This is a genomic window from Mesorhizobium sp. P5_C1, from assembly GCF_054049815.1.
Genome location: NZ_JBFULQ010000030.1, coordinates 1 through 23,583, shown reverse-complemented (window position 1 = coordinate 23,583; position 23,583 = coordinate 1). Strand labels below are relative to the sequence as shown.

The window sequence follows — 23,583 nt, the reverse complement described above, 5'->3', positions numbered from 1 at the left end:
GGTGAAGGCGTCCTCGGTCTTCAACATCATGTGCGAAGGCGGCAAATCCAGCGCCACGACCTTGACCTCTCGGTCCTTGATCTGACGGGTTGTCAGTGGTGCCCCTAGCCGGGATCGAACCAGCACTCCTTGCGGAACTCGATTTTGAGTCGAGCGCGTCTACCAATTCCGCCATAGGGGCTCAGGCCGGGCGGCCTGGATGGGCGCGGACTATACGGTTGGAGGCCTGTTCGTCAACTGGCCAATTGTCGATGGCCCGGATGCGACCAAACTTCACCTTTCGATTTCGTGACGGCGCTGCCATTGTGCAGCGCGGAAAATCTTTCTAGACAGGCGGCGCATCAAAGTGCGGCGCGTCTGACAGAACAGATGGCGCGTGCTTTGGGTCTTTGTTTTGTGCATGCCCGTTGGTTGTGCATGCCAATGTCCGAAACCGCTGCGCATTTTTGGGCGACACGCATTAGGAGTGCCGATGCTTCGCGGACTTTACGACTGGACCTTGTCGCTGGCGGCAAGGAAATCCGCGGAATGGTGGCTTGCCATCATCGCCTTCATTGAGAGCTCGTTCTTCTTCGTACCGGCCGATGTGCTCTATCTGCCGATGGCGTTGGCACGCCCCGACCGCGCCTACCGCTATGCGCTGACCGCCACGGCCGCCTCGGTGCTGGGCGGCATCGCCGGCTGGATGATCGGTTACTTCGCCTACGACGCCGTCGCCCGTCCGATCCTGGAGCATTTCGGCGGCCTGTCGACCTTCGAGCACTGGCAGAATTCTGGCACCGGCCTGATGCTGGTGCTGCTCGTTACGTCCGGTCTCGCGCACCTGCCGCCGATCAAGGTCGTCACCATCCTTGCCGGCGCCCTGCACGTCAATTTGCTGATCTTCATCATCTCGGCCATCGTCGCGCGCGGCGCCCGCTTCCTGTTGCTGGCCTGGCTGCTGCGCCGCTTCGGTGAGCCGATCCGCGAATTCATCGAAAAGCGTCTCGGACTGATCGCCGGCGCCGGCGCGGCTGCCCTGATTTTGCTCTATATCCTCGTCAAATACGCGTTCTAGTCCTGTCGCCCAAAAATGCCCGGCGCTGTTGGGACAAGGACAGGGACAAAGAGCGCGGCGAACTCAACGGACGAAGAACACGATGACAGCGACCATGAATGCCGACACCGGACGCCAGCGGACGCGCACCGCCTTGTTTCTCGCCGTCGCGATGGCCGCTACCGTGGGCTCGGCGCTGGGCTTCCAGTATCTCGGCGGCTACATCCCCTGCCACCTCTGCCTTGAGCAGCGCACGCCCTACTACATCGGCGCGCCGCTGATGCTGCTGGCGGTGCTTGCATCCATGCTGCACGCGCCGGCATGGCTGACGCGCGGCCTGCTGGCCATAGGCGGCCTGCTGATGCTCTACGGCCTCTATCTCGGTGTCTATCACTCCGGCGTCGAATGGCAGTGGTGGGCCGGCCCGACCGATTGCACCGCCGGCGCCGGGCCAGTCGACACCGGCGGCAAGGGCGTGCTCGACGCGCTCGACAAATTCGTGCCGCCCTCCTGCGACAAGGCGGCGCTGCGCATCCTCGGCCTGTCGCTGGCCGGCTGGAACGCCATCGCCAGCCTCGTCCTGGCCGCCGTCGCCTTCCGCGGCGCCCTCACCCGCGACTGAGCAAATTCGTTTGGCCGGCGCGACGCAGAGTTCGCGCAAAAATTCGGCAGGCTGAGTCGGATGGCACGGCTTTCGAGAACCGGAGCGGAGCGTACTCAGGTACGTGAGCACCGGAAGCGCAGAAAGCCGCGTCAGGCGGCCAGCATGGCGGATTTGTGCCGAACTCTACGGTTCGAGTTCGACATCCCAGTACAGATAATCCATCCAGCTTTCGTGCAGATGGTTGGGCGGGAACAGGCGGCCGTTGTTGTGCAAATCGTGCACCGTCGGCTGGAAGGGTTTCTGCAGCGGCCACATCTTGGCATGCGCCGGCATCATGCCGCCCTTCCTGAGATTGCAGGGCGAACAGGCGGCAACGACATTCTCCCACGTCGTGGCGCCGCCGCGATGGCGGGGGATGACGTGATCGAAGGTCAGGTCCTCCGGCGTGCCGCAATACTGGCACTGGAAGCGGTCGCGCAGGAAGACGTTGAAGCGGGTGAAGGCCGGGTGCCTGGACGGCTTCACATAGGCCTTCAGGCTGACGACGCTCGGTAGCTTCATCGAGAAGGTCGGCGAGGAGACGGCGTGCTCGTATTCGGCGACGATGTTCACCCGGTCGAGAAACACCGCCTTGATGGCATCCTGCCAGGACCAGAGCGACAGAGGGTAATAGCTGAGCGGACGGTAATCCGCATTCAGCACCAGTGCTGGAAGCCCATCCGGAGATACGGCGACCGTCACGTGTTTACCTCCTTGGTTCTAGACCCGAATGGCGCGGATACTGTAAGCCTGACATGACAGGGATGTGAAGCGGATTGTCGCGTCGCTGAAGCGCCAAAAATGCGTGATTTTCATGCCTTTTTGCGGATTAAGCCGGCGGCGCGGCTTCCCGACCTCTGGTTTCGCGATAATAGGACCAGAAAAGCCGCGATGCGACACCTCGCCACGGGCTCCATGATTCGGCCAGTGCGATCAGTGTTTTCTCCGGCGGACGCGGCTCGATGCCGAGCGCGTGACCGACCGCGCTCTGCAAGGCAACGTCGCGCGCCGGAAAAATGTCGGGGTGGCCGGCGGCGAACAAGAGATACACTTCCGCCGTCCACGGGCCGATCCCGGACACCGCCGTCATCGTCGTGATCGCCTCCTGGGCGTCGAGCGAACAGAGGTGATTGAGGTCGAGCCCGTCGGCCACAGCCTGGGCAATGGCAATCAGCCCGCGCTGCTTCGGCCGCGACAGGCCCGCCTCGCGAAACATGTCTTCGCCGGCGGCCAGAATCGCCTGCGGCGTCAGCGGATCGACGAGTTTGGTCAGCCGGCCGAAGATCGCATCGGCGCTGGCGCGGGACACTTGCTGCGAGACGATGATCGAGGCCAGGCTTCGGAACCCGGGCTCGGAAAGCCGCAGCGGCACCTCGCCGGCCATGCCGCGCACCTTTTCCAGGCGCGGGTCGATCAGGCAAAGCGCATCGAGCCCCCGGGCAATGTCGTCTGATGTGGCAATGCGCTGCATGTTTCTTGTTCCTTGACCCTCGACAGGGTAGCAATTGGCGAAGCGCCGCAAAACCTGATTGCCGCCGGACAAATGACACTCCTGACATTCCGCTTCGCCCCCAGCCCCAACGGCGACTTGCATCTCGGCCACGCCTATTCGGCGCTGCTCAATCAGAAATTGGCTGACGCCGCAGGCGGCCGCCTGCTGCTGCGCATCGAGGATATCGACACGACACGCTGCACGCCGCAATTCGAGGCCGGCTTGCTTGCCGATCTGAAGTGGCTGGGGCTTGGCTGGGAACAGCCGGTGCGCCGCCAGTCCGAGCACTTCGCGGAATACGAGACGACGCTTGACCGGCTGATTCGGGACGAACTCGTCTATCCCGCCTTCATGAGCCGTGGCGAGATCCGGGCATTCATCACCGACAGCGAACAGCGCGGACGCGACTGGCCTCGCGATCCAGATGGCGTGCCGCTGTACCCCGCCGCCGACAAGGCGCTGCCGGTGAAGGAGCGCAAGCGACGGATCGCCGAGAACGCGCCCTTCGCCTGGCGGCTGGATATCGATGCCGCCGTGGCGCGTGTCGGCAAGGACCTCGCATGGGCCGAATTCAGCGATGAGGCGCTCGTCGCGACACGCGCGATCAATGCCCGGCCGCAGGACTGGGGCGACGTAATCGTGGCGCGCCGCGACATCCCGACCAGCTATCACCTCGCCGTCGTCATGGACGATGCCCTGCAAGGCGTCAGCCATGTCGTGCGCGGACAGGACCTGTTTTCCGCCACCGGCGTGCAGCGCCTGCTGCAGGAACTCCTCGGACTGCCGCAGCCGGCCTATTTCCATCATCGCCTCATCCTCGGGCCGGATGGACGAAAGCTGTCCAAGAGCTTCGGCGACACCGGCCTTGCCGCCTTGCGCCATGCCGGCGCATCGCCGGACGACATCAGGCGGATGGTCGGCCTTTGAGCCTGGCGGGCCAGAGAAACCGCGTGGCGAATTCGGGTCATGTCGGTTTGAACTTTGCCCCGTCGTCAATTGCCATCAACCGCCCGTCGCGTGCCGGTCAAAACTTCTGTATGCTTGGCGCCAAGCGGTGGAGGCTTCCATGAAGCGACATCTGACTGACGAAGAAAAGGCGCGCGTTTGCGACAGGCTGACGGCAATCGAGGGCGCCAAGTACCCAGACCATATCGTTTCGGTCATGGTGGGCAACGAGACCGACGACAACGGCGATCCGGTATGGTCGGTGGTCAAGTCGTTTGACGACAGGGAAGCCGTCTATGGGCACAGCCCGCTTATCAAGTGGCCGGGGTGCAGCTGGTAACAAGAAATCGGTCGCCGAAATCTCAAACCGAGCCGAATTCGCCGTCGGTTGAATTCCAATGATGTATGGATCAATCGTTTCGTTTTGCGCGCCGGCTTGAACCGCATTAGAGCAGCGCCACGATCAACTCTCCCCCAGTGCGGCGGTTTCCCGAACATGCACAGCTTCAAGCGGTTCATCCCCGCCACCTTCGTTGTCCTGTGGGCAACCGGCTTCATCGGCGCGCGCTACGCCATGCCGTGGGCCGAGCCGTTCACCTTTCTTGCCGGGCGTTTCGTGCTGGCTGCGATCCTGCTGGCCGTCCTGATGCTCGTGCTGGGATCGAAGAGAGCCACCCGCACTGAAGCGCTGCACGCCACCGGCGCCGGCATCCTGATGCATGGCGTCTATCTCGGCGCCGTCTTCTGGGCCATCCACCGGGGCATGCCGGCCGGATTTTCGGCCCTCATCGTCGGCCTGCAGCCGCTGATCACGGCCGTGCTTGCCGGCAAGTTTCTCGGCGAGGCGATCCTGCCGCGTCATTGGGCCGGCCTTGGCATCGGCCTCATCGGCATCGTCATCGTGCTGTGGCCGAAGCTCGGCGCGCTCGGCGGTGGCGTGACGGCGGCGACGTTGACCGCCTCGCTGGTCTCGGTGCTCGGCATGAGTGCAGGTACGATCTGGCAGAAGCGTTTTGCCTCCGGCGGCGACCTCGTCGCGGCGACCATGTGGCAATATGTCGGCGGCGCCTCTTTGATGATCCTGGCTTCGCTCGCCTTCGAGACACGCACCGTCGTCATCAACGGCGAATTGATCTTCGCCATGGCCTGGCTGGTGCTGGTGCTGTCGCTCGGCGCCATCTTCCTGTTGATGGTGATGATCCGCGACGGCGAGATGTCGAAAGTGGCCTCGCTGTTCTACCTAGTGCCGGCGGTGACGGCCATCATCGCCTGGGCCCTGTTCGACGAGCAGCTCAACGCGCTGCAGATTGTCGGCATGGCGATCACGACATTCGGCGTCGGCCTGGCAACGGCTCGACAGACCAAGCCTCGGCCTTTCAATCAACCGACTCGGGCGCGCGCCTCCAGATAGCGGCTGATCGCGGCATTGAGTTCGCCGCCGAGGATGAAGATCGCCGAGAGCATATAAAGGAAGACCACCGCGATCATGATCGAGGCGAGGCCGGCATAGGTCGTCACATAAGACGAGAAGTGATCGAGATAGGTGGCGAAGACGGTCGAACCGACGAGCCATGCCGCCAGCGTGAAGATGATGCCCGGTATGATCGAGACAAAGCGGCGCCTGCCCGCCGGCAGCCAGAAATGCACGGCAAACAATCCGCCGACGATGACCACCGAGGCGATGACGTAGCGCCACAGCGTGATCGTGCCCATATAGGGCTTGATCCCTTCGATATGGGCTTCCGCGAGCCGCGCCAGCAGTGGCGCGAACACCAGGAGCACGCTTATCGCCAGGAAACCGGCCGTCGCGATCAGAACGAAGATGATGCTCTGCACCCGGCGGTAGATGATGCCGCGCGTTTCCGAAACGCGATAGGCCCGGTTGAGCGACGTGCGCAACGCCTCGATGCCGTTCGAGGCAAAGTAGGCGGCAAGCAGCACGCCGTAGGTCAACAGGTCGGTGCGCCTGACGGTCAGCACATTGAGCACCTCTCGCGCGATCGGCTTGGCGATCTGCTCGGGCCAGGTGTCGAAGACCAGATGCACGGCCGTGTCGGAGAACGCCTGCGCGCCGAGGAAACTCGCCAGCGTCGTGGCGAAAATCAGGAACGGAAACAGCGCCATCAGCGAGGTGATGGCCAGATGGCTGGCCATTGCCCAGCCGTCATCGGTGTTGAAATGGCCGAGCGCGTCGTAGAGCACGCGGCGCAGGGCGACAATATTCCGCAGCAAGAACCCGCGCTCCCTTCGATTGTCTCGACGCCGCGAATATGGGAAGGGATTGCGGCAAATGGCAACCCTTGGCGAAACCACGAACAGTCAGGCGCAAGCGTTGCGCTCGATCATCGTTACCGGCGCCTCTTCGGGAATAGGCGCCTACTGCGCCCGCGCATTGAAGGCGGAAGGCTGGCGGGTGTTCGCGACGGCACGCAAGCCGGACGACATCGCCGCACTCGAAGCGGACGGCATCGAGGCCTTCTATCTCGACTACACTGAAGCCGCATCCATTGAAGCGCTGGTCGCATCGGTTCTGGATCGCACAGGCGGCCGGCTCGACGCCTTGTTCAACAACGGCGCCTACGCGCAAGCCGGCGCCGTCGAGGATCTGCCGGTGGCGGCGCTCAAGCAGCAATTCGAGGCGAATTTCTTCGGTTGGCACGACCTGACCCGGCGGCTGGTGCCGGTGATGCGACGCCAGGGCCATGGCCGCATCGTCCACTGCTCGTCGATCCTCGGCCTCGCGCCGGTGCGCTTTCGCGGCGCCTATTCGGCTTCGAAGCACGCGCTGGAGGGTCTGATGCTGTGCCTGCATCAGGAACTCAGGGGCAGTGGCATCCATGTCTCGCTGATCGAACCCGGGCCGGTAAAGTCGAAAATCGCCAGCAATGCGCTGCCATGGTTCCTGCAGAACATCGATCACGAGAATTCGGTCCACCGCCTCGACTATGAGGCGCAACTGGCAAGGTTGCGGGCCGGCGGCAGCCAATCGGCACTGAAGCCGGGGCCGGAAGTGGTACATGCGGCGCTGCGCCATGCGCTTCTGTCGCGGCGCCCGCGCCCGCACTATGTGGTAACAGTGCCGGCTAAGATCGGTGCGGCGCTCAAACGCATCCTGCCGGCATCTATACTCTACCGCTTCCTTGCCAAACGCGCCTGAACCAACCGAACTGGGAAACACACCATGGCAACCGTCTTCAACATCCTCGCCATTCTGGTCATGGTCGCCGTGGTGATCGTCCTCGTTCGCGGTCTCATCAACATGATGCGCGGCGGGTCCGGCGTCACCTCGAACAAGCTGATGCAGGCGCGTGTTCTGCTGCAGGCCGTGGCGCTGGCGCTGATCCTGCTGGCGGTGTATTTCACCCGCAAGTGAGACCGTTCGGGAGGCGATGTGGTCAAGCTCAACAAGATCTACACCCGCACCGGCGATGATGGCACCACCGGTCTCGGCACCGGCGAACGGCGGCTTAAGTCCGATCTGCGGGTAGACGCCTACGRCACGGTCGATGAAGCCAATGCCTGCATCGGCATCGCCCGGGTCCACACCGCGACAACCCACCCGGCGATCGACGCCATGCTTTCCCGCATCCAGAACGATCTCTTCGACCTCGGCGCCGATCTCGCCGTGCCCGATGACGGCAAGCCGCTCGGCTATGAGCCGCTGCGCATCATCGGCACGCAGACCGACCGGATCGAAAAGGATATCGACCTGCTCAACAAGGACCTTCAGCCACTCAGATCCTTCGTGCTGAACGGCGGCACGCCGGCCGCCGCCGCCCTGCATCTCGCCCGCACCGTGGCGCGGCGGGCCGAACGGCTGATGGTGGCCCTGGCCCAGGACCCCCGCGAGCACGTCAACCCCGACGGGCTGAAATACATCAACCGCGTCTCGGATTTCCTGTTTGTCGCCGCCCGGGCGGTCAATGACAATGGAAATGCCGACGTGCTATGGGTTCCCGGCAAGAACCGCTGAACTGTCCGAAAGCGCGAGGGGGCCAGGGGACCGATGTTCATCCCGCTTTACGACACCAACAGGCTGCGGCACATCCGCCTGCAATATGTGACGATCGGGTTGATCGTGGTCAACGCCCTGGTCTACTTCGCCACCGCGCTCGGCGGCGAGAATTTCTCCAATGCCGCCGTGCTCGGCCTCGGCTTCATCCCGGCCGTCGTCCATGACACCGCTGAGCTCGATCCTCGCTTTGTTGTCGTCCCCGAAAGCCTGAGCTACCTCACCTATTCCTTCCTGCATGCCGACATCTTCCACCTCGGCGGCAACATGTTGTTCCTGTGGGTGTTCGGCGACAATGTCGAGGACGCCCTCGGCCACGTCCGCTACCTCATCTTCTATCTGTTGTGCGCGATCGCCGGAGCCGCCTTCCAGGGCCTCATCGCCTGGGATTCGCAGGTGCCGCTGATCGGTGCGTCCGGCGCCATCGCCGGCGTGGTTGTCGCCTATCTGATCCTTTATCCGCGCGTGAAGGTGTGGGTGCTGGCCTTTGCCCGCATCCCGCTGCGCATTCCGGCCTTCATCCCGCTGGTCCTGTGGGTGGCGTTCCAGGTGGTGATGTTTGCCGCAGGCGGTGAGGACCGGATTTCATGGGCCTGCCACATCGGCGGCATCATCGCCGGCGCCATTCTGGTGCTTGTCTTGCGCAGCCGCGGCGTGCCGCTGTTTGCCGGCCCCGACGAGGATGTCCCTGTCGCTCCCGCTGACCAGCCTGCGGCCGAACCGGTGACCCCCGACCCGCCTGCCGCAACGCCGCGCTGGGGGCGAGGAAACGCTTCCGGCTCGGACTGAACCGATTTGAGCGCCTTGCGGCGTATTGACGTGCAGGGTTGCCGCAACTACGGAAACGTCTCCGTCCCAGCCTAAGGCGGTCAAAGACCAGAATTTCCATCCGGAATGTCGGCTTTCGACAACTCAGAAAGGGCGCAGGCTGTTATAGCGCGCCTAATTATCTTGAAGAGGTGACAGGCAATGAAGATCCTTGTGCCCGTAAAGCGGGTTGTGGATGCGAACGTCAAGGTTCGCGTGAAGGCTGATGGTTCGGCGGTGGAACTCGCCAACGTCAAGATGGCGATGAACCCGTTCGACGAGATCGCGGTTGAAGAGGCGATCCGGCTGAAGGAGGCCGGCAAGGCCGAAGAGATCATCGTCGTTTCGATCGGTCCGCAGCAGGCGCAGGAAACCTTGCGCACCGCGCTTGCCATGGGTGCCGACCGCGCCATCCTGGTCAAGACCGACGAACAGACCGAGCCGCTCGGCGTCGCCAAGGTGCTGAAGGGCGTCGTCGACGCCGAACAGCCCGGCCTCGTCATCSTYGGCAAGCAGGCGATCGACGACGAYWCCAACCAGACCGGCCAGATGCTSGCSGCCCTGMTKGGCTGGGCSCAGGGCACCTTCGCCTCCAAGGTGGTGATCGACGGCGACAAGGCCAAAGTGACGCGCGAAGTCGACGGCGGCCTGCAGACGGTGGAGCTGAAGATGCCGGCGATCGTGACCGCCGACCTTCGCCTCAACCAGCCGCGCTACGCCTCGCTGCCCAACATCATGAAGGCCAAGAAGAAGCAGCTCGACGAGAAGAGCCCGGCCGACTACGGCGCCGACGTCAAGCCGCGGCTGAAGGTCATCAAGACCGAGGAGCCGAGCGGCCGCAAGGCAGGCGTCAAGGTCAAGAGCGTCGCCGAACTGGTCGACAAGCTCAAGAACGAAGCCGGCGTTTTGTAAGCGATCGGGAAAGGAACACGAAAATGGCTATTCTTCTGATTGCTGAACACGACAACGCCACCCTTTCCGACCAGACCGCCAAGGCACTCTCCGCAGCCCTGCAGATCGGTTCGGACGTGCATGTGCTGGTTGCCGGCAAGGGCGCCAAGGGTGCGGCCGACGCCGCAGCCAAGCTGAAGGGCGTGAGCAAGGTGCTGCTGGCCGAGGCCGAAGAGCTTGCCGAGCGCCTCGCCGAACCGACCGCGGCACTCGTTGTGTCGCTCGCGGGCGGTTACGACACCATCATCGCGCCGGCGACCTCGTCGGGCAAGAATGTCGCGCCGCGCGTGGCGGCCCTGCTCGATGTCGCGCAGGTTTCCGAGATCATCGAAGTCGTCTCGCCCGATACGTTCAAGCGGCCGATCTACGCCGGCAACGCCATCCAGACGGTGCAGTCGACCGACGCCAAGAAGGTTATCACTGTCCGCACCGCCTCCTTCCAGGCAGCCCCCGAGGGCGGATCGGCCGCGGTCGAGACCGTCAAGGCGGCAGCCAATCCCGGCCTCTCCACCTTCGTCGAGAACAAGCTCTCGGAGACCGACCGCCCGGAACTGACTTCGGCCAAGATCATCATCTCGGGTGGTCGCGCGCTGGGCTCCTCGGAGAAGTTCCAGGAAGTCATCCTGCCGGTCGCCGACAAGCTTGGTGCCGCCGTCGGCGCTTCGCGCGCCGCGGTGGATGCCGGCTATGCGCCGAACGACTGGCAGGTCGGCCAGACCGGCAAGGTCGTCGCCCCCGATCTCTACATTGCGGTGGGCATTTCCGGCGCCATCCAGCACCTCGCCGGCATGAAGGATTCGAAGGTCATCGTCGCCATCAACAAGGACGAGGAGGCGCCGATTTTCCAGGTCGCCGACTACGGCCTCGTCGGCGACCTCTTCGTCATCCTGCCGGAACTGCAAAAGGCGCTTTGACGCTCTCTGCCAAAGCGTATTAAATAGTGAAGGGTGGGGTAGACGAAGTCGCCCCGCCCTTTTAGTTTGCACCGCACAAAAAGCAGGCCGCAAAGGCCTTTTGACGGGATCGGTGTAATGAGCAAGATCGAGACGATCGGCATCATCGGCGCGGGCCAGATGGGCGGCGGCATCGCCCATGTCTCCGCGCTTTCGGGCTACAAGGTGCTGATCTACGACATATCGCCCGACCGTATCGAGAAGGGCATCGCCACCATCAGCGGCAACATGGCCCGCCAGGTAGGGTCAGGCAAGCTCGACGAGAAGGTGCGCAACGAGGCGATGGCGCGTATAGCCTCCGCCCCGGCGATGGCCGATCTTGCCGGCGCCGATCTGGTGATCGAGGCAGCGACCGAGGACGAGACGGTCAAGCGCAAGATCTATGCGCAGCTCTGTCCGCAGCTCAATCCCGAAGCCATCCTGGCGACCAACACCTCGTCGATCTCGATCACGCGGCTTGCCGCGCAGACCGACCGGCCGGAGCGATTCATCGGCATCCATTTCATGAACCCGGTGCCGCTGATGAAGCTGGTCGAACTGGTGCGCGGCATCGCCACCGAGGACCAGACCTTCGAGGCGGCGAAGACCTATGTGAAGCAGCTCGACAAGACGATCACGGTCTCGGAGGATTTCCCGGCCTTTATCGTCAACCGCATCCTGCTGCCGATGATCAACGAGGCGATCTACACGCTCTATGAGGGTGTCGGCTCGGTCGACGCCATCGACACCGCCATGCGGCTCGGCGCCAACCACCCAATGGGCCCGCTGCAGCTGGCCGAYTTCATCGGSCTSGATACCTGCCTSTCGRTSATGCAGGTGCTGCACGACGGCCTGTCGGATTCGAAATACCGCCCCTGCCCGCTGCTGGTCAAATACGTCGAGGCCGGCTGGCTCGGCCGCAAGACCGGACGCGGTTTCTACGACTATCGCGGCGAGCATCCCGTTCCGACGCGCTAATCAGGTCTGGGGGCTGATAGGCCGAGATCAGGAGGCCGCGGCAAGCGGCTCGGGCGGTTCCATCCTGTCGTCCATGACCTCGCCGTCCGGCGCCACGCAAACGCAGCCGCGGCCGGCCGCCTTGGCCGCATAGCAAGCGGCGTCGGCCCTGGCGATGATCTCGTCGACTTCGCCGCAACTGGCGCCGATCGCAGCCAGGCCGATGCTGGCGCCGATCACGTGAGGACGGCCATCCCAGGCGAAGTCCAGGCCGCGTATCGCATCGATGATAGATCGCGCCGCGATCTTGGCGCCGGCAGCCGAACCCGATTTCAGGACGACCGCGAATTCGTCGCCGCCCAGGCGCGCGACCATGTCTTCGGGACCAAGCACACCGCGAACCGCCTCGGCAACCCGCTTGAGCAAGGCATCGCCGGCTGCATGGCCGCCCGTGTCGTTGACCAGTTTGAAGTGGTCGAGGTCAATGAACATGAACTGATATCCGCTGCCTGTGCCCGAGATGCCGCCCTTGCGCGCCTGATCGACCAGGTCCTCCATGGCGCGGATGAAGCTCGAGCGATTGGCAAGGCCGGTCAGGGCATCATGCGCGGCCGCGTGGGCGAGCTGGCGCTGCAGCGCGCGCGCGTCGGTGAAGTCCTGGAAGACGATGACCAGCCCGCAGAACTCGTTCCGCTCGTTGATGATCGGCGACACCACCTGGCGGATGCTGCAGCGCGTATCGTCGCGCCGGATCAGGACGGCGCGGCTGTTCTGGTCGGCGGGCGCCTGGCCGCCGATGGCCGGCCGGGTGACGCCGATCCTGTGCCCCGTCTCTTCGTCGACCGCCCAGTAGACATGGCCAAGCATCTTGCCGAGGGCCTCGCCACCGGCAACCCCGGTCAGCTTTTCGGCAACCGGGTTCATGAAGGTGACGCGGTTTGCGGCATCGGTGCAGATGACGGCATCGCCGATCGACTGCAGCGTCACCCTCAGCCGCTCCTTCTCATCGGCCAGCATCGCCGCCGATACGGTGAGGCGTGCTTCCGCCTCCTTGCGCTGGGTGATGTCGGTCAGGCTGCCGATGGCCCTGACCAGCCGCCCCTCCGCGTCACGCTCGATGGCCTTGCCGCGGTCGAGGATCCATATCCAGTGGCCATCCCTGTGGCGCATCCTGAATTCGGCTTCGAAGTAGGGTGTCTTGCCGTCGAGATGGGCGCGATCCGCCTCGGCGACGGTCTCGCGATCGTCGGGATGGATCATCGTCAGCCAGCAGTTGGGATCACCGTCGAGCTCGCCATCCTCAAAGCCCAGCATCTTGCCCCAGGTCTCCGAGTATGTCGTCCCGCCCTTGCGCATGTCGAGATCCCAGACGCCCTGGCCGGCACCGGCAAGCGCGAAATTCCAGCGCGTTTCGGCTTCGGCAATGCGCGCCTCGGCCTGCTTGCGGGCGTCGATGTCCTCGATCTGCGAGACGAGATAGAGCGGACGGCCGCTCCTTTCGTCACGGATGACGGAGCCGGCAAGATGCGCCCAGACGGGTGTGCCATCCTTCCTGAGATAGCGTTTCTCGAAGTGGAAGGAATTGACCGTGCCTGCTTTCAGACCGGCCATCGTGTCCCGGCCGATCTGGATATCGTCGGGATGCGTGATCTGGAAGAAGGTCAGCGCCTCGATCTCCGCGCGGCTGTAGCCAAGCATGGCGGCGAAGGCCGGATTGGTCTGGAGAATGCGCCCGTCGAGGCCGACAACGGCGATACCGATCGCCGAATCCTCCATGGCGCGGCGGAAGCGCTGCTCGCTCTCCGCGATCTGCCTGCGATCCTCGCTGATCCGGCGGATGCACAGGGCGGCAAGGAAAAGCGCACCCGCCGCCACCGCCACCGAAACCTGCATGCAGAGCTTCAGCGCCTCGGTGCCGGGATCCAGTCGCGACAGCAGGATCGAGGCCGCTACGACGCTGAGGCCGGCCACGAGCACCGCCAACCCTGCGTGCCCAAAAGATCTTCGGCCGGTCAATCCTCGCCCCATCACGATACGTGCCACCCCCGTGCGCAAACGCATGTTGTTGCGCCGACCTTGGCGGATCGATTTTAAGGAATGGTTGCGCTCGGCATGCCGGCGCGTTCGGTACCCGACAAACAATTGCCGGCATGATTAAGGATCGGTGTGCATGGCGCGCGACTGAGCATTCCATGAAAAATGTGAGACGGTTTTCCGTCCGGAATTGCGTCAAACAAAAAAGATGGAGCGGTTCGGCGTTTCCGTGAACCGCTCCGGTGCCGCACTACCAGCGCACGAAAAACCGCCCGCCGAGCGCGCCAAGCAGCGCGAGGAACGCAATCGCTACCGTGTACCAGGTGGCGACGAAAAGCGGCGAATCGTCGAAGCAGTGCGCGGCGTAGAAGGTTGCCGCCAGCCCGCCCGCAAGCAGGCCCGCGACCGCACCGGCAAGCATCGGCCGTGTCGGCGCGCCGTAGCGCAGCATCCACAGGAAAATGGCAAGCGGGCCAATGCCGATCAGCGGAATGAAGCCCATGCAGATCATCATGTTGGAGCCGACCATCCTTGTGCCCCAATCGGCCTCGGGCACGGCAAGCAGCTCAAGAACCACGGCCAAGGCTACCAACAGCGGCGCGGCGATCATCCCGGCCATTGCCCTGCTGGTCGGCGCACCGGGTGTCGACAAGGCGCGGATCAGGGCGAAAGCGCTGATGGCAAGCACGATGGTGAAGACGAATTTGGAGAGAAAGCGCATCGTGTGCGCGGCGGCCATGAAGTCGGGGCGCGGGCCGATCGTCAGCAGGAAAACGATGGCCGCGATGACTGCTGCCGCACCGGCGGCCATCCACCAGGCCGATTGCAGCGGCATCGCCTTGCTGCGGGCATCGGCGTCCAGCGCTTTGATGAGATCGTCCGTCCTCATGTCATTCCCGCCCGAATCGCCCCTGCCCGAATCGCTTGGCTATCGCGGCAAGTCCCCGATGCAGCGACACGCGCACCGCCGTCTCGCTGATCCCGAACTTGGCCGCCGTCTCGCCGATTGACCGCCCCTCCACCGACACGGCAGAGACCACGGAACGCTGTGCCGGCGACAGGCCGTCCAATGCCCGGTTGATGTCGCGTTCGCTGACGCTCTCCTGTTCCGGTTCGGCGAAGGTCTCGGCGATATCGTCGACATCGATCTCGATGCGCCGTCCGCGCCGCCGGAACGCGTCGATCAGCTTGAAGCGGGCGATCGCATAAACCCACGGCAACACTGGCGCATCCTGGCGCCAGGTATGTCGTTTCACATGAATGGCCAGCAAGGTTTCCTGCACGACATCCTCGGGATCGACCCCGCCCTGCACGATCTTGCGCCTGACAAAACCGCGAACCAGCGCGGCAATCCGGCGCAGAAAGTCGGCGTAGGCCTTTTCATCTCCCGCGATCGCGGCCCGCATCAGCCGGGAAAGCTCGGCCTCATCCTTGCCGGTCACAAGAGTTACTCCCCGATTTTCGCGTCTCGGCGGTGATTTGTTACGTGGCCGGCGAAATAATGTCCAAGCCAAATTACCGGCAAATCACGAAAGTTTGCGCCTCGGCGCTCGATCAAAATCGGCAAGACAATGTTGACTATCCCTGTCAGGTATTGATAGGTGCAGCCGTGACAGACGCAAGACCCCCGAGATCGAGGACAATGCCATGAAATATGCTCTTTCCACCCTCGTCGGCGCCACCGCGCTGGCAATCAGCCTGATCGCCGGCCCGGCGATGGCGGAAGATGATGGCATCATTGTCTACAACGCCCAGCACGAGAACCTGACCAAGGCGTGGGCCGAGGGCTTCACCAAGGAAACCGGCATCAAGGTCACAGTCCGCAATGGCGGCGACAGCGACTTCTCCAACCAGATCGTCGCCGAAGGCGCGGCCTCGCCGGCCGACGTGTTCCTGACCGAAAACTCGCCAGCCATGGCGCTGGTCGAAAGTGCCGGCCTGTTCGCGCCGGTCGACGCTGACACGCTGGCCCAGGTTCCCAACGACTATCAGGCGGCCAGCGGCAAATGGGTCGGCGTCGCGGCACGCAGCACCGTCTTTGCCTACAACAAGACCAAGCTGACGGCCGACCAGCTGCCCAAGTCGATGCTTGATCTCGCCGATCCGAGCTGGAAGGGCCGCTGGGCCGCCTCGCCGTCGGGCGCCGATTTCCAGGCCATCGTCAGTGCGCTGCTGCAGCTCAAGGGCGAAGCCGCCACGGCGGACTGGCTGAAGGCGATGAAGACGAATTTCACCGCCTACAAGGGCAACAGCACGGTGATGAAGGCGGTCAATGCCGGTGAGATCGAAGGCGGCGTGATCTACCACTATTACTATTTCGGCGATCAGGCCAAGACCGGCGAAAACAGCAAGAATGTCGAACTGCATTATTTCAAGAACCAGGATCCGGGCGCTTTCGTTTCGATCTCCGGCGGCGGCGTGCTGGCCTCGAGCAAGCATCCGAAGGACGCCCAGGCGTTCCTGAAGTGGGTGACAGGCAAGGGCGGCCAGGAGATCTTGAAGACTGGCGATTCCTTCGAATATGCGGTCGGCAAGGGTGCAGAGTCCAACCCGAAGCTGGTGCCGCTGGCCGATCTGCAGGCACCCAAGGTCGATGCCACGACGCTGAACTCCAAGAAGGTCACCGACCTGATGACGGCAGCCGGCTTGCTTTAGTTGCCATTCGTCCTAAAAGGACACCGACCACGCTCCCGCGGGAATTCACTTTCCGCGGGAGTGATTTTGTTTTTCGAGATGGCATTCGTCGATGACGACACGCTGTGTTCCCGACCGCAATTGCGGTCCTTCAACTGCTGCCGCTGGACGGCACCGGCACGGCGTCTGACCTGATGCAGTCTGCGGTCGATCTCGCGCGCTCGGGCCTGCCTGCGGGCACAGGCCGAAGGGCTCGGCGACGCGCGGCACCCTGGCTGGTCATCGCCGCCATCTTCGTTTCGCTGCTGGCGCTGCTGCCGCTTGCCTTCATCATCTGGACCGCGGTGCAGACCGGCTGGGAAACCGTCTCGGCACTGGTCTTCCGGCCGCGTGTCGGCGAGCTTCTGGTCAACACGGTCCTGTTGGTCTTGCTGGCCGTGCCGATCGCCGTCGTGTTGTCGGTGGCGCTGGCCTGGCTGACCGAGCGCAGCGACCTGCCTGGCGCCCGGCTCTGGGCCTGGCTGTGCGTGGCGCCGCTCGCCATTCCGGCTTTTGTGCACAGCTACGCCTGGATCACCATGGTGCCCAGGCTGCACGGCCTGGGAGCCGGCGTGCTGGTTTCCGTCATCGCCTATTTCCCGTTCCTCTATCTGCCGGTGTCGGCGGCATTGCGCCGTCTCGATCCCGCCCTCGAGGACGCCGCGGCAGCGCTCGGCCTTGGGCCATGGCGCGTATTCTGGCGCGTCGTGCTGCCGCAACTCAGGCTTGCCATCTGCGGCGGCTCGCTGCTGGTCGGGCTGCATCTGCTGGCCGAGTACGGCCTCTATGTCTTCATCCGCTTCGACACCTTCACCACGGCGATCGTCGACCAGTTCCAGTCGACCTTCAACGGGCCGGCCGCCAACATGCTGGCCGGCGTGTTGGTGAGCTGCTGTTTCGTGCTTCTGGGCCTCGAAGTGCTGGTGCGCGGCGAAGAGCGCTATGCGCGCGTTGGCTCCGGCGCCGCACGACACCAGCAGCGCGCGCCTCTCGGCCGCGCCACCATCCCGTGCCTGGCCTTGCTTGTCGCCACCACGCTGCTGGCGCTTGGCGTGCCTTTCGTCACCATCGGCGGCTGGCTTGTCGCCGGCGGCACCGCTGTATGGCGCTTCGACGAGATCGGGCTAGCGCTCGGCCAGACGCTGTTCCTGGCGCTCGCCGGCGCTTTGCTCGCCACCGTCGCCGCCATGCCGATGGCCTGGATCTCGATCCGCGCGCCCGGGCCATTGCAGCGCCTGCTGGAGGGCTGCAACTACATCGTCGGCTCGTTGCCGGGGGTCGTCATCGCGCTGGCGCTGGTCACCATCACGGTGCGCATCGCCCTGCCCCTCTACCAGACCCTGTTCACCATCCTGGTGGCCTATGCGCTGATGTTCCTGCCGCGCGCACTGGTCAGCCTGCGCGCATCGATCGCGCAGGCGCCGGTCGAACTCGAACGCGCTGCTTCCAGTCTCGGCCGGCCGCCGCTGCAGGCGCTGTGGTCGACGACGATCCGCCTGTCGGCGCCAGGGGCCGCGGCCGGCATGGCGCTGGTGGCGCTCGGCATCATGAACGAACTGACCGCCACCCAGATGCTGGCGCCGAACGGCACCCGCACGCTAGCCATGGCGTTCTGGTCGTACAGCGGCGAGATTGATTATGCCTCGGCCGCCCCTTACGCCTTCATCATGGTGGCGATGTCGCTCCCCTTGACCTGGCTGCTCTATGTCCAGTCGAAACGGATGGCCGGACGATGAGCTTTCTCGAAATCAGTGGCCTGCACAAGCATTACGGCCCGGTGGCGGCACTTGCCGGCGTCGACCTGAGCGTCGTCAGCGGCAGCCGCACGGCGATCGTCGGCCCGTCCGGTTGCGGCAAGACGACCTTGCTGCGGCTGATCGCCGGCTTCGAGGCGCCGGACCAGGGTCGCATCACGCTCGATGGCGAGGTGCTGGCCAAGGACGGCAGCGCGGTGCCGGCGCATCGTCGAGGCATCGGCGTGGTGGCGCAGGACGGCGCGCTGTTCCCGCACCTGACCATTGGCGACAATATTGGTTTCGGCATGGGTCGCGGCGAGGACAAGCGCGCCGAGCGCATCGCAGAACTCGCCTACATTGTCGGGCTCGACAAGGCGATCCTCAAACGCCGCCCCCATCAACTCTCCGGCGGCCAGCAGCAGCGCGTGGCGCTCGCCCGCGCCATGGCGATGAAGCCACGGCTGATGCTTCTCGACGAGCCGTTCTCGGCCCTGGATACCGGCCTGCGCGCCTCCATGCGCAAGGCCGTGGCCGAACTCCTGGAGGCGGCCGGCATCACGACCATCCTGGTGACACACGACCAGGCCGAGGCGCTGTCCTTCGCCAGCCAGGTGGCGGTGATGCGCGACGGCAAGTTCTCGCAGGTCGGTACGCCGCGCGAGCTCTACCTCAAGCCGAAGGACAGGATGATCGCCGAGTTCCTCGGCGACGCCATCATCCTGCCGGCCAAGATATCGGGCGGCTTCGCCTATTCTCCGCTCGGCCGCATCGCCGTCGATACGTCGGACAGCCGCGATGTTGTCCGCATCATGCTGCGGCCGGAGCAGATTGCCTTGAAGCGCACATCGCGCGAAGGCATGTCGGGCACCCCTGACATGCTGTTCGGCGAAGTGACGGAATCAGAATTCGCCGGCTCGATGTGCACGGTCGCGGTGCGGCTTCTGAACAGCGCCGATCCGCCCGACGCCGCCGCGATCGGCAACACGCCGCTGATCCTGCGCAAATCGGGCATGGACGCGCCGGCGGTCGGCGAGATCGTCCGGCTGACCGTATCGGGAACGGCGCACGTGTTCGCCTGAACGGTCGAAGGCTGGCGACGTTGTGCCTCAACGCGGCGAGCAGGCTCACGCCGTGATGCGTTCGCCGGTTTCGCCGGAATAGATCGGCCATTGTTCAAGAAAATCGCAGCCATGTACGACCACGCGCCCGTTGGCGCTGTCGACGAGGATGACCGCGTAGGAGGGTGGCGCCTGCTCGACGATCTCGCTCGACCTGTCGAGGGCGAGCGCGAACCTTGCATGCAGGCCGCGCTGCGCCGAGAACGGAATGCCGGCGACCGTTCCGGCAATGTCGCGATGGACGTGACCGAAGAAGATGTGGCGGACGTTGCCGTGGCGCCGCAGCAGGCCGAGGAACCGTTCGGGCTGCTCGAGCGCCAGCGGATCGAGTTGCGGCAGGCCGAGCGCGACCGGCGGATGGTGCATGAAGACATAGGCGGGCCTGCCGGCTGTCTCCTCGAGCCGGGCGTCGAGCCAGGCAAGCCGCCTTTCGCACAATTCGCCTTTGATGCGTCCTTCCGCCAGACAGTCGAGGAACAGCAGCACCTCGTCGGCCATTTGATGAGCCGACTGCACGAAGCCGTTCTCATCGACCGGAACTTCAGGAAACGCCGCGGCAAGATTGGCTCGCCGGTCGTGATTCCCCGGCAGCAACCGCCAGGGCACCGACAGCGCATTCAGGGCTGTCCTGAGATCGGCATAGCTCTGGGGCGCTCCGGTCTCGGTCAGGTCGCCAGTAAAGACGCAAAGCGCCGCGTCGGCGTGATGCGCATTGATGTGCGCGATGCATGAAGCCAATCGCTGATGCAGGTCCACGCCATAGCGGCGCTCGCCCTGCCGGCCAAGATGGACATCGGTGACCTGGATTATTTTCATCGCACGACCGTTTTGCCAGCACCGCCTGCCCCGTCATCGGCGACAGTGACTGCCTTCAAAAATCAGAGTGCTGGCTCCGGCACCGAGGCCTTGAAGACCTCGAGACGGGTTCCCGTGTCCGACGAGAAGAAATGCAAGTCATCCGGCGAAAACCGCAGACCGACAGTGCTGCCCGGCTCGGGGTGGACGGCCTCCGATGTCATGACGGAGAACGACGCGCCATCGAGATCGACATAGATGACCCGTCCCGCGCCCAGTTCCTCGACGAGGTCGACGGTCGCATCGAGCGCGCCTGCCGTGCCCGGCGCCACCAGACGGACCGCTTCCGGCCGGATGCCGACGGCCACCTGCGTGCCGACAGCCAGACCGGCGCGTTGAACGGCAAGGCGCCGGCTGCCGCCCAGCAGCGAAAGCCCGTCGAGCTCGACCGTGCCTTCGAGCATGTTCATCGCCGGCGCACCGACGAAGGTGGCGACGAAACGGCTGGCCGGACGGCTGTAGACCTCACCGGGCGTGCCGACCTGTTCGACACGTCCGCCATTCATCACCACCAGCCGGTCGGCCAGTGTCATCGCCTCGACCTGGTCATGCGTGACGAACACGGAGGTGGCGTTCAAGCGGCGATGCAATTTGCGGATCTCCGAGCGCATCTGGACCCGCAGTTTGGCGTCGAGGTTGGACAGCGGCTCGTCGAACAGGAACACCTTGGGTTCGCGGATCATCGCGCGGCCCATTGCAACGCGCTGCCTCTGGCCTCCGGAAAGCGCCATCGGCTTGCGGTCGAGCAGATGTTCGAGCTCCAGCGTACGGGCAACCGCCTGGATGYGCTGCGTACGCTCGGCGGCCGGAACACCCGCGACCTTGAGCGAATAGCCGATGTTCTGCGCCACGCTCATATGCGGATAGAGCGCATAATTCTGGAACACCATGGCGCAGCCGCGCTCGCGCGGTTCCAGCTTGTTGACGACGGTGCCGTCGATCGCGATCGTGCCGCCGGAGATATCCTCCAGCCCGGCGATCATGCGAAGCAAAGTGGACTTGCCGCAGCCGGATGGCCCGAGGATGACGACGAACTCGCCCGACGCGATATCGAGGTCGACGCCGTGCACGACCTGCGACTTGGCGTAGCTCTTCTTAACGTCGCGAATGGTGATGGAGGCCATTGGCCGTCTCCTTGTTACTTTTCGGTGGCGATCAGGCCGCGCACGAACCAGCGCTGCATGGCGACCACGACAATCAGCGGCGGCAGCATGACGATAAGCGTTCCGGCCATGGCGATGTTCCATTCCGGGATGCCGCCGACATTGGGGATAAGCTGCTTCAACTCGGTGACCGCTGTCGCATGCGACTGGTCGGTGGTGATGAGCAGCGGCCACAGATACTGGTTCCATGCCCACAGGAACATGATGGTTCCAAGCGCCGCCATGTTGTTGCGCGACAGCGGCAGCAGGATGTCGATGAAAAAGCGCAGGGCTCCGGCGCCGTCCATGCGCGCGGCCTCGGTCAGTTCATCGGGAACCGTCAGGAAGAACTGCCGGTAGAGGAAGGTGCCGGTTGCCGTCGCGATCAGCGGCAGGATAAGTCCGGAATAGGAGTTGAGCAGCCCGAGGCTGAGCGAAACCTGCACACCTGAGACTTTCTCGATGAGCCAGCTCAGACCAGTCAAATCCAGGATGGTCTGATAGGGCGACAGAACGTTGGCGACCACTGCATAGGTCGGCACGATGCGCACYTCSAKCGGCAGCATCAGCGWSACGAAGATCAGCCAGAAGATGAAGGTGCGGCCGGGGTAGCGGAAATAGACGATCGAAAAGGCGGTGAGCGCCGAGATCATCACTTTGCCCGCCGCGACACCGGCGGCCATGATGAAGCTGTTCAGAAGCTTGGGGCCAAGGTCGGCGGTCGTCCAGGCCGTCTCGATGTTGAGCCAGAAGTCGCTGCCCGGCAGCAGCGACATCGGCACATCGTTGACATCCTTGAGATTATGCGACGCGGCAATGGTGACGACCACGAACGGGGCGATGCAAAGCACGAAGCCGACGAACAAGATCACATGCGTGAAGAAATTGAGGAAAGGGGTGCGCTCTACCATATCGGCCTCACCTGTAGTGCACACGCCGCTCGATGAAGCGGAACTGGAAAATGGTCAGCACGATGATGAGCAGCATCAGGATGATGCTCTGCGCGGCGGCACCCGAGTAATCGAGCCCTTTGAAGCCGTCGGAATAGATCTTGTAGACCATCAGGTTGGTGGCGTTGGYCGGCCCGCCCGAGGTCATGATGTCGACGATGCCGAAGGAATCCTGGAAGCTTTCGGTGATGTTGATGACCAGCAGGAAGAAGATCGTCGGCGTGATCAACGGGAACTGGATGTCCCGGAAACGCCTCATGACGCCCGAGCCGTCCATCGCAGCCGCCTCGATCAGCGAACGCGGAATGGCTTGAAACGCGGCGAGGAAGAAGATGAAATTATAGCCGACATATTTCCAGGAGAAGGCGATGATGATCGAGGCCATGGCGTCGGCGCCATCAAGGCCAGGGTCCCAGAAGCCGGGCCAGACCTGGTTGACGACGGCGATGAAGCCCGCTTCCGGCGCCAGGATGAATCGGAACGCCATTGCCAGCGCTGGAGCGGCGATGCCGTAGGGCCAGATCAGCACCACGCGATAAAAGCGCGAGCCGGCGAGTTGCCGGTCGGTCAGCGCCGCGAGCACGAGCGCGATGAACATGGCAAGCCCGGTGCTGATCCCGGCAAAGACCAGGCTGGCGGTGATCGAGTTCCAGTAATCGGCGTTGGACAGGATCGAACGGAAATTGTCGAGCCCGACCCAGATGTTGCCGCCGCCCCAGGGCTGTTGCAGCGTCAGCGACCAGTAGACCGCCTGACCGGCCGGCCAGTAGAAGAACGTGAAGATCAAGAGGAGCTGCGGCACCGCGAAAAGGATGCCGATTGTCCAACTGCTGAAGGTAACGCGTTTTTCCATCGGTCCGCCGACGCCGCTTAACAGCTGGCTTAGAGCAAAGGGAGACTAGTCCACGAAATGGCCGCCCGTCGACCCAAGCATGATCCCGAAAGTGGAAAGCGGTTTTCGGAAGAGATCATGCCTGGACAAGACCGGCGGGCGGCCGCGTAGATCCGAGATCAGGGCAGGGTCTTACCCGGATAGGTCTGCTGGAAGCGGTCGAGGATGGCATCGCCATTCTTGACCAGCGTGTCGAGGCCCTCCTGGACGCTGACCTTGTTGGCGAAGATCGCCTGCATCTGCGTGCCGAACTCGGCGCGGATCTGGGTGAAATTGCCCAACCGGATACCGCGGGTGATTTCGGTCGGTTCGGACGCGGTCAGGCTGGCGATCGCGGTTTCACGGCCCTTGAAGGGCGCCTTGTCGTAGAAGCCACTCGACTTCATGTAGTCGAAGCCCGACTTGGTC

General features: G+C 63.9%; 25 protein-coding genes, 1 tRNA gene and 1 pseudogene. 15 read left to right on the top strand and 12 right to left on the bottom strand.

The window, feature by feature from the left end; translation table 11 throughout:
• Positions 1–96 precede the first annotated feature (96 nt).
• Positions 97–181: transfer RNA gene (locus tag ACXJ7R_RS04670), tRNA-Leu, on the bottom strand.
• Positions 182–472: 291 nt separating this feature from the next.
• On the opposite strand from ACXJ7R_RS04670, the gene ACXJ7R_RS04665 reads away from it, so the two are divergent.
• Both ACXJ7R_RS04665 and ACXJ7R_RS04660 read left to right on the top strand, forming a co-directional pair.
• Complete coding sequence (locus ACXJ7R_RS04665; protein ID WP_457150791.1) at positions 473–1,057, top strand: YqaA family protein; 585 nt, start codon at positions 473–475, stop codon at positions 1,055–1,057.
• Positions 1,058–1,139: 82 nt separating this feature from the next.
• Entirely contained in the window at positions 1,140–1,658 is a 519-nt protein-coding gene (locus tag ACXJ7R_RS04660; protein WP_457150790.1) for a disulfide bond formation protein B, read from the top strand.
• A gap of 165 nt (positions 1,659–1,823) precedes the next feature.
• Here the strand turns inward: ACXJ7R_RS04660 and ACXJ7R_RS04655 are convergent, their stop codons facing one another.
• Complete coding sequence (locus ACXJ7R_RS04655) at positions 1,824–2,381, bottom strand: HNH endonuclease (RefSeq protein ID WP_006328497.1); 558 nt, start codon at positions 2,379–2,381, stop codon at positions 1,824–1,826.
• Positions 2,382–2,508: 127 nt separating this feature from the next.
• Positions 2,509–3,150, bottom strand: a complete 642-nt coding sequence (locus tag ACXJ7R_RS04650; RefSeq protein ID WP_457150789.1) for a DNA-3-methyladenine glycosylase family protein — start codon at positions 3,148–3,150, stop codon at positions 2,509–2,511.
• 72 nt (positions 3,151–3,222) lie between these two features.
• Between ACXJ7R_RS04650 and gluQRS the strand changes: the two genes are divergently transcribed.
• From gluQRS to ACXJ7R_RS04635, 3 genes are all read left to right on the top strand, one after another.
• Entirely contained in the window at positions 3,223–4,098 is an 876-nt protein-coding gene (gene gluQRS, locus ACXJ7R_RS04645; protein ID WP_457150788.1) for a tRNA glutamyl-Q(34) synthetase GluQRS, read from the top strand.
• Between the two features lie 139 nt (positions 4,099–4,237).
• Positions 4,238–4,456 carry a hypothetical protein gene (locus ACXJ7R_RS04640; RefSeq protein ID WP_095084850.1) on the top strand — a complete coding sequence of 73 codons (219 nt, stop codon included), beginning with the start codon at positions 4,238–4,240 and terminating at the stop codon, positions 4,454–4,456.
• A gap of 156 nt (positions 4,457–4,612) precedes the next feature.
• Entirely contained in the window at positions 4,613–5,527 is a 915-nt protein-coding gene (locus ACXJ7R_RS04635) for a DMT family transporter (RefSeq protein WP_457150787.1), read from the top strand.
• Here ACXJ7R_RS04635 and ACXJ7R_RS04630 read toward each other — a convergent pair.
• Positions 5,497–6,348 (bottom strand): YihY/virulence factor BrkB family protein, encoded by an 852-nt coding sequence (locus ACXJ7R_RS04630; RefSeq protein ID WP_095084852.1) that lies wholly within the window; start codon positions 6,346–6,348, stop codon positions 5,497–5,499. The two genes, ACXJ7R_RS04635 and ACXJ7R_RS04630, sit on opposite strands and share 31 nt — an antisense overlap.
• Before the next feature lie 58 nt (positions 6,349–6,406).
• Here ACXJ7R_RS04630 and ACXJ7R_RS04625 point away from each other — a divergent pair, with 58 nt between their 5' ends.
• From ACXJ7R_RS04625 to ACXJ7R_RS04595, 7 genes are all read left to right on the top strand, one after another.
• On the top strand, positions 6,407–7,273 hold the full coding sequence (locus ACXJ7R_RS04625; RefSeq protein ID WP_457150786.1) for an SDR family oxidoreductase: 867 nt from the start codon (positions 6,407–6,409) through the stop codon (positions 7,271–7,273).
• A gap of 24 nt (positions 7,274–7,297) precedes the next feature.
• On the top strand, positions 7,298–7,489 hold the full coding sequence (locus tag ACXJ7R_RS04620; protein WP_095084854.1) for a twin transmembrane helix small protein: 192 nt from the start codon (positions 7,298–7,300) through the stop codon (positions 7,487–7,489).
• An 18-nt stretch (positions 7,490–7,507) separates the two neighbouring features.
• Positions 7,508–8,089 carry a cob(I)yrinic acid a,c-diamide adenosyltransferase gene (locus ACXJ7R_RS04615; protein ID WP_457150785.1) on the top strand — a complete coding sequence of 194 codons (582 nt, stop codon included), beginning with the start codon at positions 7,508–7,510 and terminating at the stop codon, positions 8,087–8,089.
• Positions 8,090–8,122: 33 nt separating this feature from the next.
• Positions 8,123–8,917, top strand: coding sequence for a rhomboid family intramembrane serine protease (locus tag ACXJ7R_RS04610; protein ID WP_095084856.1), 795 nt, complete (start codon positions 8,123–8,125; stop codon positions 8,915–8,917).
• Positions 8,918–9,097: 180 nt separating this feature from the next.
• On the top strand, positions 9,098–9,847 hold the full coding sequence (locus ACXJ7R_RS04605; RefSeq protein ID WP_457150784.1) for an electron transfer flavoprotein subunit beta/FixA family protein: 750 nt from the start codon (positions 9,098–9,100) through the stop codon (positions 9,845–9,847).
• Positions 9,848–9,870: 23 nt separating this feature from the next.
• Positions 9,871–10,800 carry an electron transfer flavoprotein subunit alpha/FixB family protein gene (locus ACXJ7R_RS04600; RefSeq protein WP_457150783.1) on the top strand — a complete coding sequence of 310 codons (930 nt, stop codon included), beginning with the start codon at positions 9,871–9,873 and terminating at the stop codon, positions 10,798–10,800.
• A 117-nt stretch (positions 10,801–10,917) separates the two neighbouring features.
• The gene (locus ACXJ7R_RS04595; RefSeq protein WP_457150782.1) at positions 10,918–11,796 is read left to right on the top strand and encodes a 3-hydroxybutyryl-CoA dehydrogenase; all 879 of its coding nucleotides are present in this window, start codon (positions 10,918–10,920) and stop codon (positions 11,794–11,796) included.
• Positions 11,797–11,823: 27 nt separating this feature from the next.
• On the opposite strand, the gene ACXJ7R_RS04590 is transcribed toward ACXJ7R_RS04595, so the two are convergent.
• The 3 genes from ACXJ7R_RS04590 to ACXJ7R_RS04580 form a co-directional block, all read right to left on the bottom strand.
• Positions 11,824–13,803, bottom strand: coding sequence for a PAS domain S-box protein (locus ACXJ7R_RS04590; RefSeq protein WP_457150793.1), 1,980 nt, complete (start codon positions 13,801–13,803; stop codon positions 11,824–11,826).
• Positions 13,804–14,059: 256 nt separating this feature from the next.
• On the bottom strand, positions 14,060–14,698 hold the full coding sequence (locus ACXJ7R_RS04585; protein WP_457150781.1) for an NrsF family protein: 639 nt from the start codon (positions 14,696–14,698) through the stop codon (positions 14,060–14,062).
• Position 14,699: 1 nt separating this feature from the next.
• On the bottom strand, positions 14,700–15,251 hold the full coding sequence (locus tag ACXJ7R_RS04580) for a sigma-70 family RNA polymerase sigma factor (RefSeq protein ID WP_457150780.1): 552 nt from the start codon (positions 15,249–15,251) through the stop codon (positions 14,700–14,702).
• Between the two features lie 205 nt (positions 15,252–15,456).
• On the opposite strand from ACXJ7R_RS04580, the gene ACXJ7R_RS04575 reads away from it, so the two are divergent.
• The 3 genes from ACXJ7R_RS04575 (at position 15,457) to ACXJ7R_RS04565 (ending at position 19,297) form a co-directional block, all read left to right on the top strand.
• Entirely contained in the window at positions 15,457–16,464 is a 1,008-nt protein-coding gene (locus ACXJ7R_RS04575) for an iron ABC transporter substrate-binding protein (protein WP_457150779.1), read from the top strand.
• 173 nt (positions 16,465–16,637) lie between these two features.
• Positions 16,638–18,218 (top strand): ABC transporter permease, encoded by a 1,581-nt coding sequence (locus tag ACXJ7R_RS04570; protein WP_457150792.1) that lies wholly within the window; start codon positions 16,638–16,640, stop codon positions 18,216–18,218.
• On the top strand, positions 18,215–19,297 hold the full coding sequence (locus tag ACXJ7R_RS04565) for an ABC transporter ATP-binding protein (RefSeq protein ID WP_095084865.1): 1,083 nt from the start codon (positions 18,215–18,217) through the stop codon (positions 19,295–19,297). Before ACXJ7R_RS04570 ends, ACXJ7R_RS04565 begins: the two co-directional genes overlap by 4 nt.
• Positions 19,298–19,342: 45 nt before the next feature.
• Here the strand turns inward: ACXJ7R_RS04565 and ACXJ7R_RS04560 are convergent, their stop codons facing one another.
• From ACXJ7R_RS04560 to ACXJ7R_RS04540, 5 genes and pseudogenes are all read right to left on the bottom strand, one after another.
• On the bottom strand, positions 19,343–20,152 hold the full coding sequence (locus ACXJ7R_RS04560) for a phosphodiesterase (RefSeq protein ID WP_457150778.1): 810 nt from the start codon (positions 20,150–20,152) through the stop codon (positions 19,343–19,345).
• Positions 20,153–20,214: 62 nt separating this feature from the next.
• Positions 20,215–21,315 (bottom strand): sn-glycerol-3-phosphate import ATP-binding protein UgpC, encoded by a 1,101-nt coding sequence (locus ACXJ7R_RS04555; RefSeq protein WP_457150777.1) that lies wholly within the window; start codon positions 21,313–21,315, stop codon positions 20,215–20,217.
• A gap of 14 nt (positions 21,316–21,329) precedes the next feature.
• Positions 21,330–22,244 carry an ABC transporter permease subunit gene (locus ACXJ7R_RS04550; RefSeq protein ID WP_457150776.1) on the bottom strand — a complete coding sequence of 305 codons (915 nt, stop codon included), beginning with the start codon at positions 22,242–22,244 and terminating at the stop codon, positions 21,330–21,332.
• A 7-nt stretch (positions 22,245–22,251) separates the two neighbouring features.
• Positions 22,252–23,136, bottom strand: a complete 885-nt coding sequence (locus tag ACXJ7R_RS04545) for a carbohydrate ABC transporter permease (RefSeq protein WP_457150775.1) — start codon at positions 23,134–23,136, stop codon at positions 22,252–22,254.
• Positions 23,137–23,294: 158 nt separating this feature from the next.
• Positions 23,295–23,583: pseudogene (locus ACXJ7R_RS04540) on the bottom strand (extracellular solute-binding protein); the annotation flags it as partial.

Excerpts from the sequence above, each read along its gene's own strand:
- ACXJ7R_RS04665 (WP_457150791.1), top strand. The coding sequence starts at position 473 with ATGCTTCGCGGACTTTACGACTGGACCTTGTCGCTGGCGGCAAGGAAA.
- ACXJ7R_RS04660 (WP_457150790.1), top strand. The coding sequence starts at position 1,140 with ATGACAGCGACCATGAATGCCGACACCGGACGCCAGCGGACGCGCACC.
- ACXJ7R_RS04650 (WP_457150789.1), bottom strand. The coding sequence starts at position 3,150 with ATGCAGCGCATTGCCACATCAGACGACATTGCCCGGGGGCTCGATGCG.
- gluQRS (WP_457150788.1), top strand. The coding sequence starts at position 3,223 with ATGACACTCCTGACATTCCGCTTCGCCCCCAGCCCCAACGGCGACTTG.
- ACXJ7R_RS04640 (WP_095084850.1), top strand. The coding sequence starts at position 4,238 with ATGAAGCGACATCTGACTGACGAAGAAAAGGCGCGCGTTTGCGACAGG.
- ACXJ7R_RS04635 (WP_457150787.1), top strand. The coding sequence starts at position 4,613 with ATGCACAGCTTCAAGCGGTTCATCCCCGCCACCTTCGTTGTCCTGTGG.
- ACXJ7R_RS04625 (WP_457150786.1), top strand. The coding sequence starts at position 6,407 with ATGGCAACCCTTGGCGAAACCACGAACAGTCAGGCGCAAGCGTTGCGC.
- ACXJ7R_RS04620 (WP_095084854.1), top strand. The coding sequence starts at position 7,298 with ATGGCAACCGTCTTCAACATCCTCGCCATTCTGGTCATGGTCGCCGTG.
- ACXJ7R_RS04610 (WP_095084856.1), top strand. The coding sequence starts at position 8,123 with ATGTTCATCCCGCTTTACGACACCAACAGGCTGCGGCACATCCGCCTG.
- ACXJ7R_RS04600 (WP_457150783.1), top strand. The coding sequence starts at position 9,871 with ATGGCTATTCTTCTGATTGCTGAACACGACAACGCCACCCTTTCCGAC.
- ACXJ7R_RS04590 (WP_457150793.1), bottom strand. The coding sequence starts at position 13,803 with ATGGGGCGAGGATTGACCGGCCGAAGATCTTTTGGGCACGCAGGGTTG.
- ACXJ7R_RS04585 (WP_457150781.1), bottom strand. The coding sequence starts at position 14,698 with ATGAGGACGGACGATCTCATCAAAGCGCTGGACGCCGATGCCCGCAGC.
- ACXJ7R_RS04575 (WP_457150779.1), top strand. The coding sequence starts at position 15,457 with ATGAAATATGCTCTTTCCACCCTCGTCGGCGCCACCGCGCTGGCAATC.
- ACXJ7R_RS04570 (WP_457150792.1), top strand. The coding sequence starts at position 16,638 with ATGCAGTCTGCGGTCGATCTCGCGCGCTCGGGCCTGCCTGCGGGCACA.
- ACXJ7R_RS04565 (WP_095084865.1), top strand. The coding sequence starts at position 18,215 with ATGAGCTTTCTCGAAATCAGTGGCCTGCACAAGCATTACGGCCCGGTG.
- ACXJ7R_RS04560 (WP_457150778.1), bottom strand. The coding sequence starts at position 20,152 with ATGAAAATAATCCAGGTCACCGATGTCCATCTTGGCCGGCAGGGCGAG.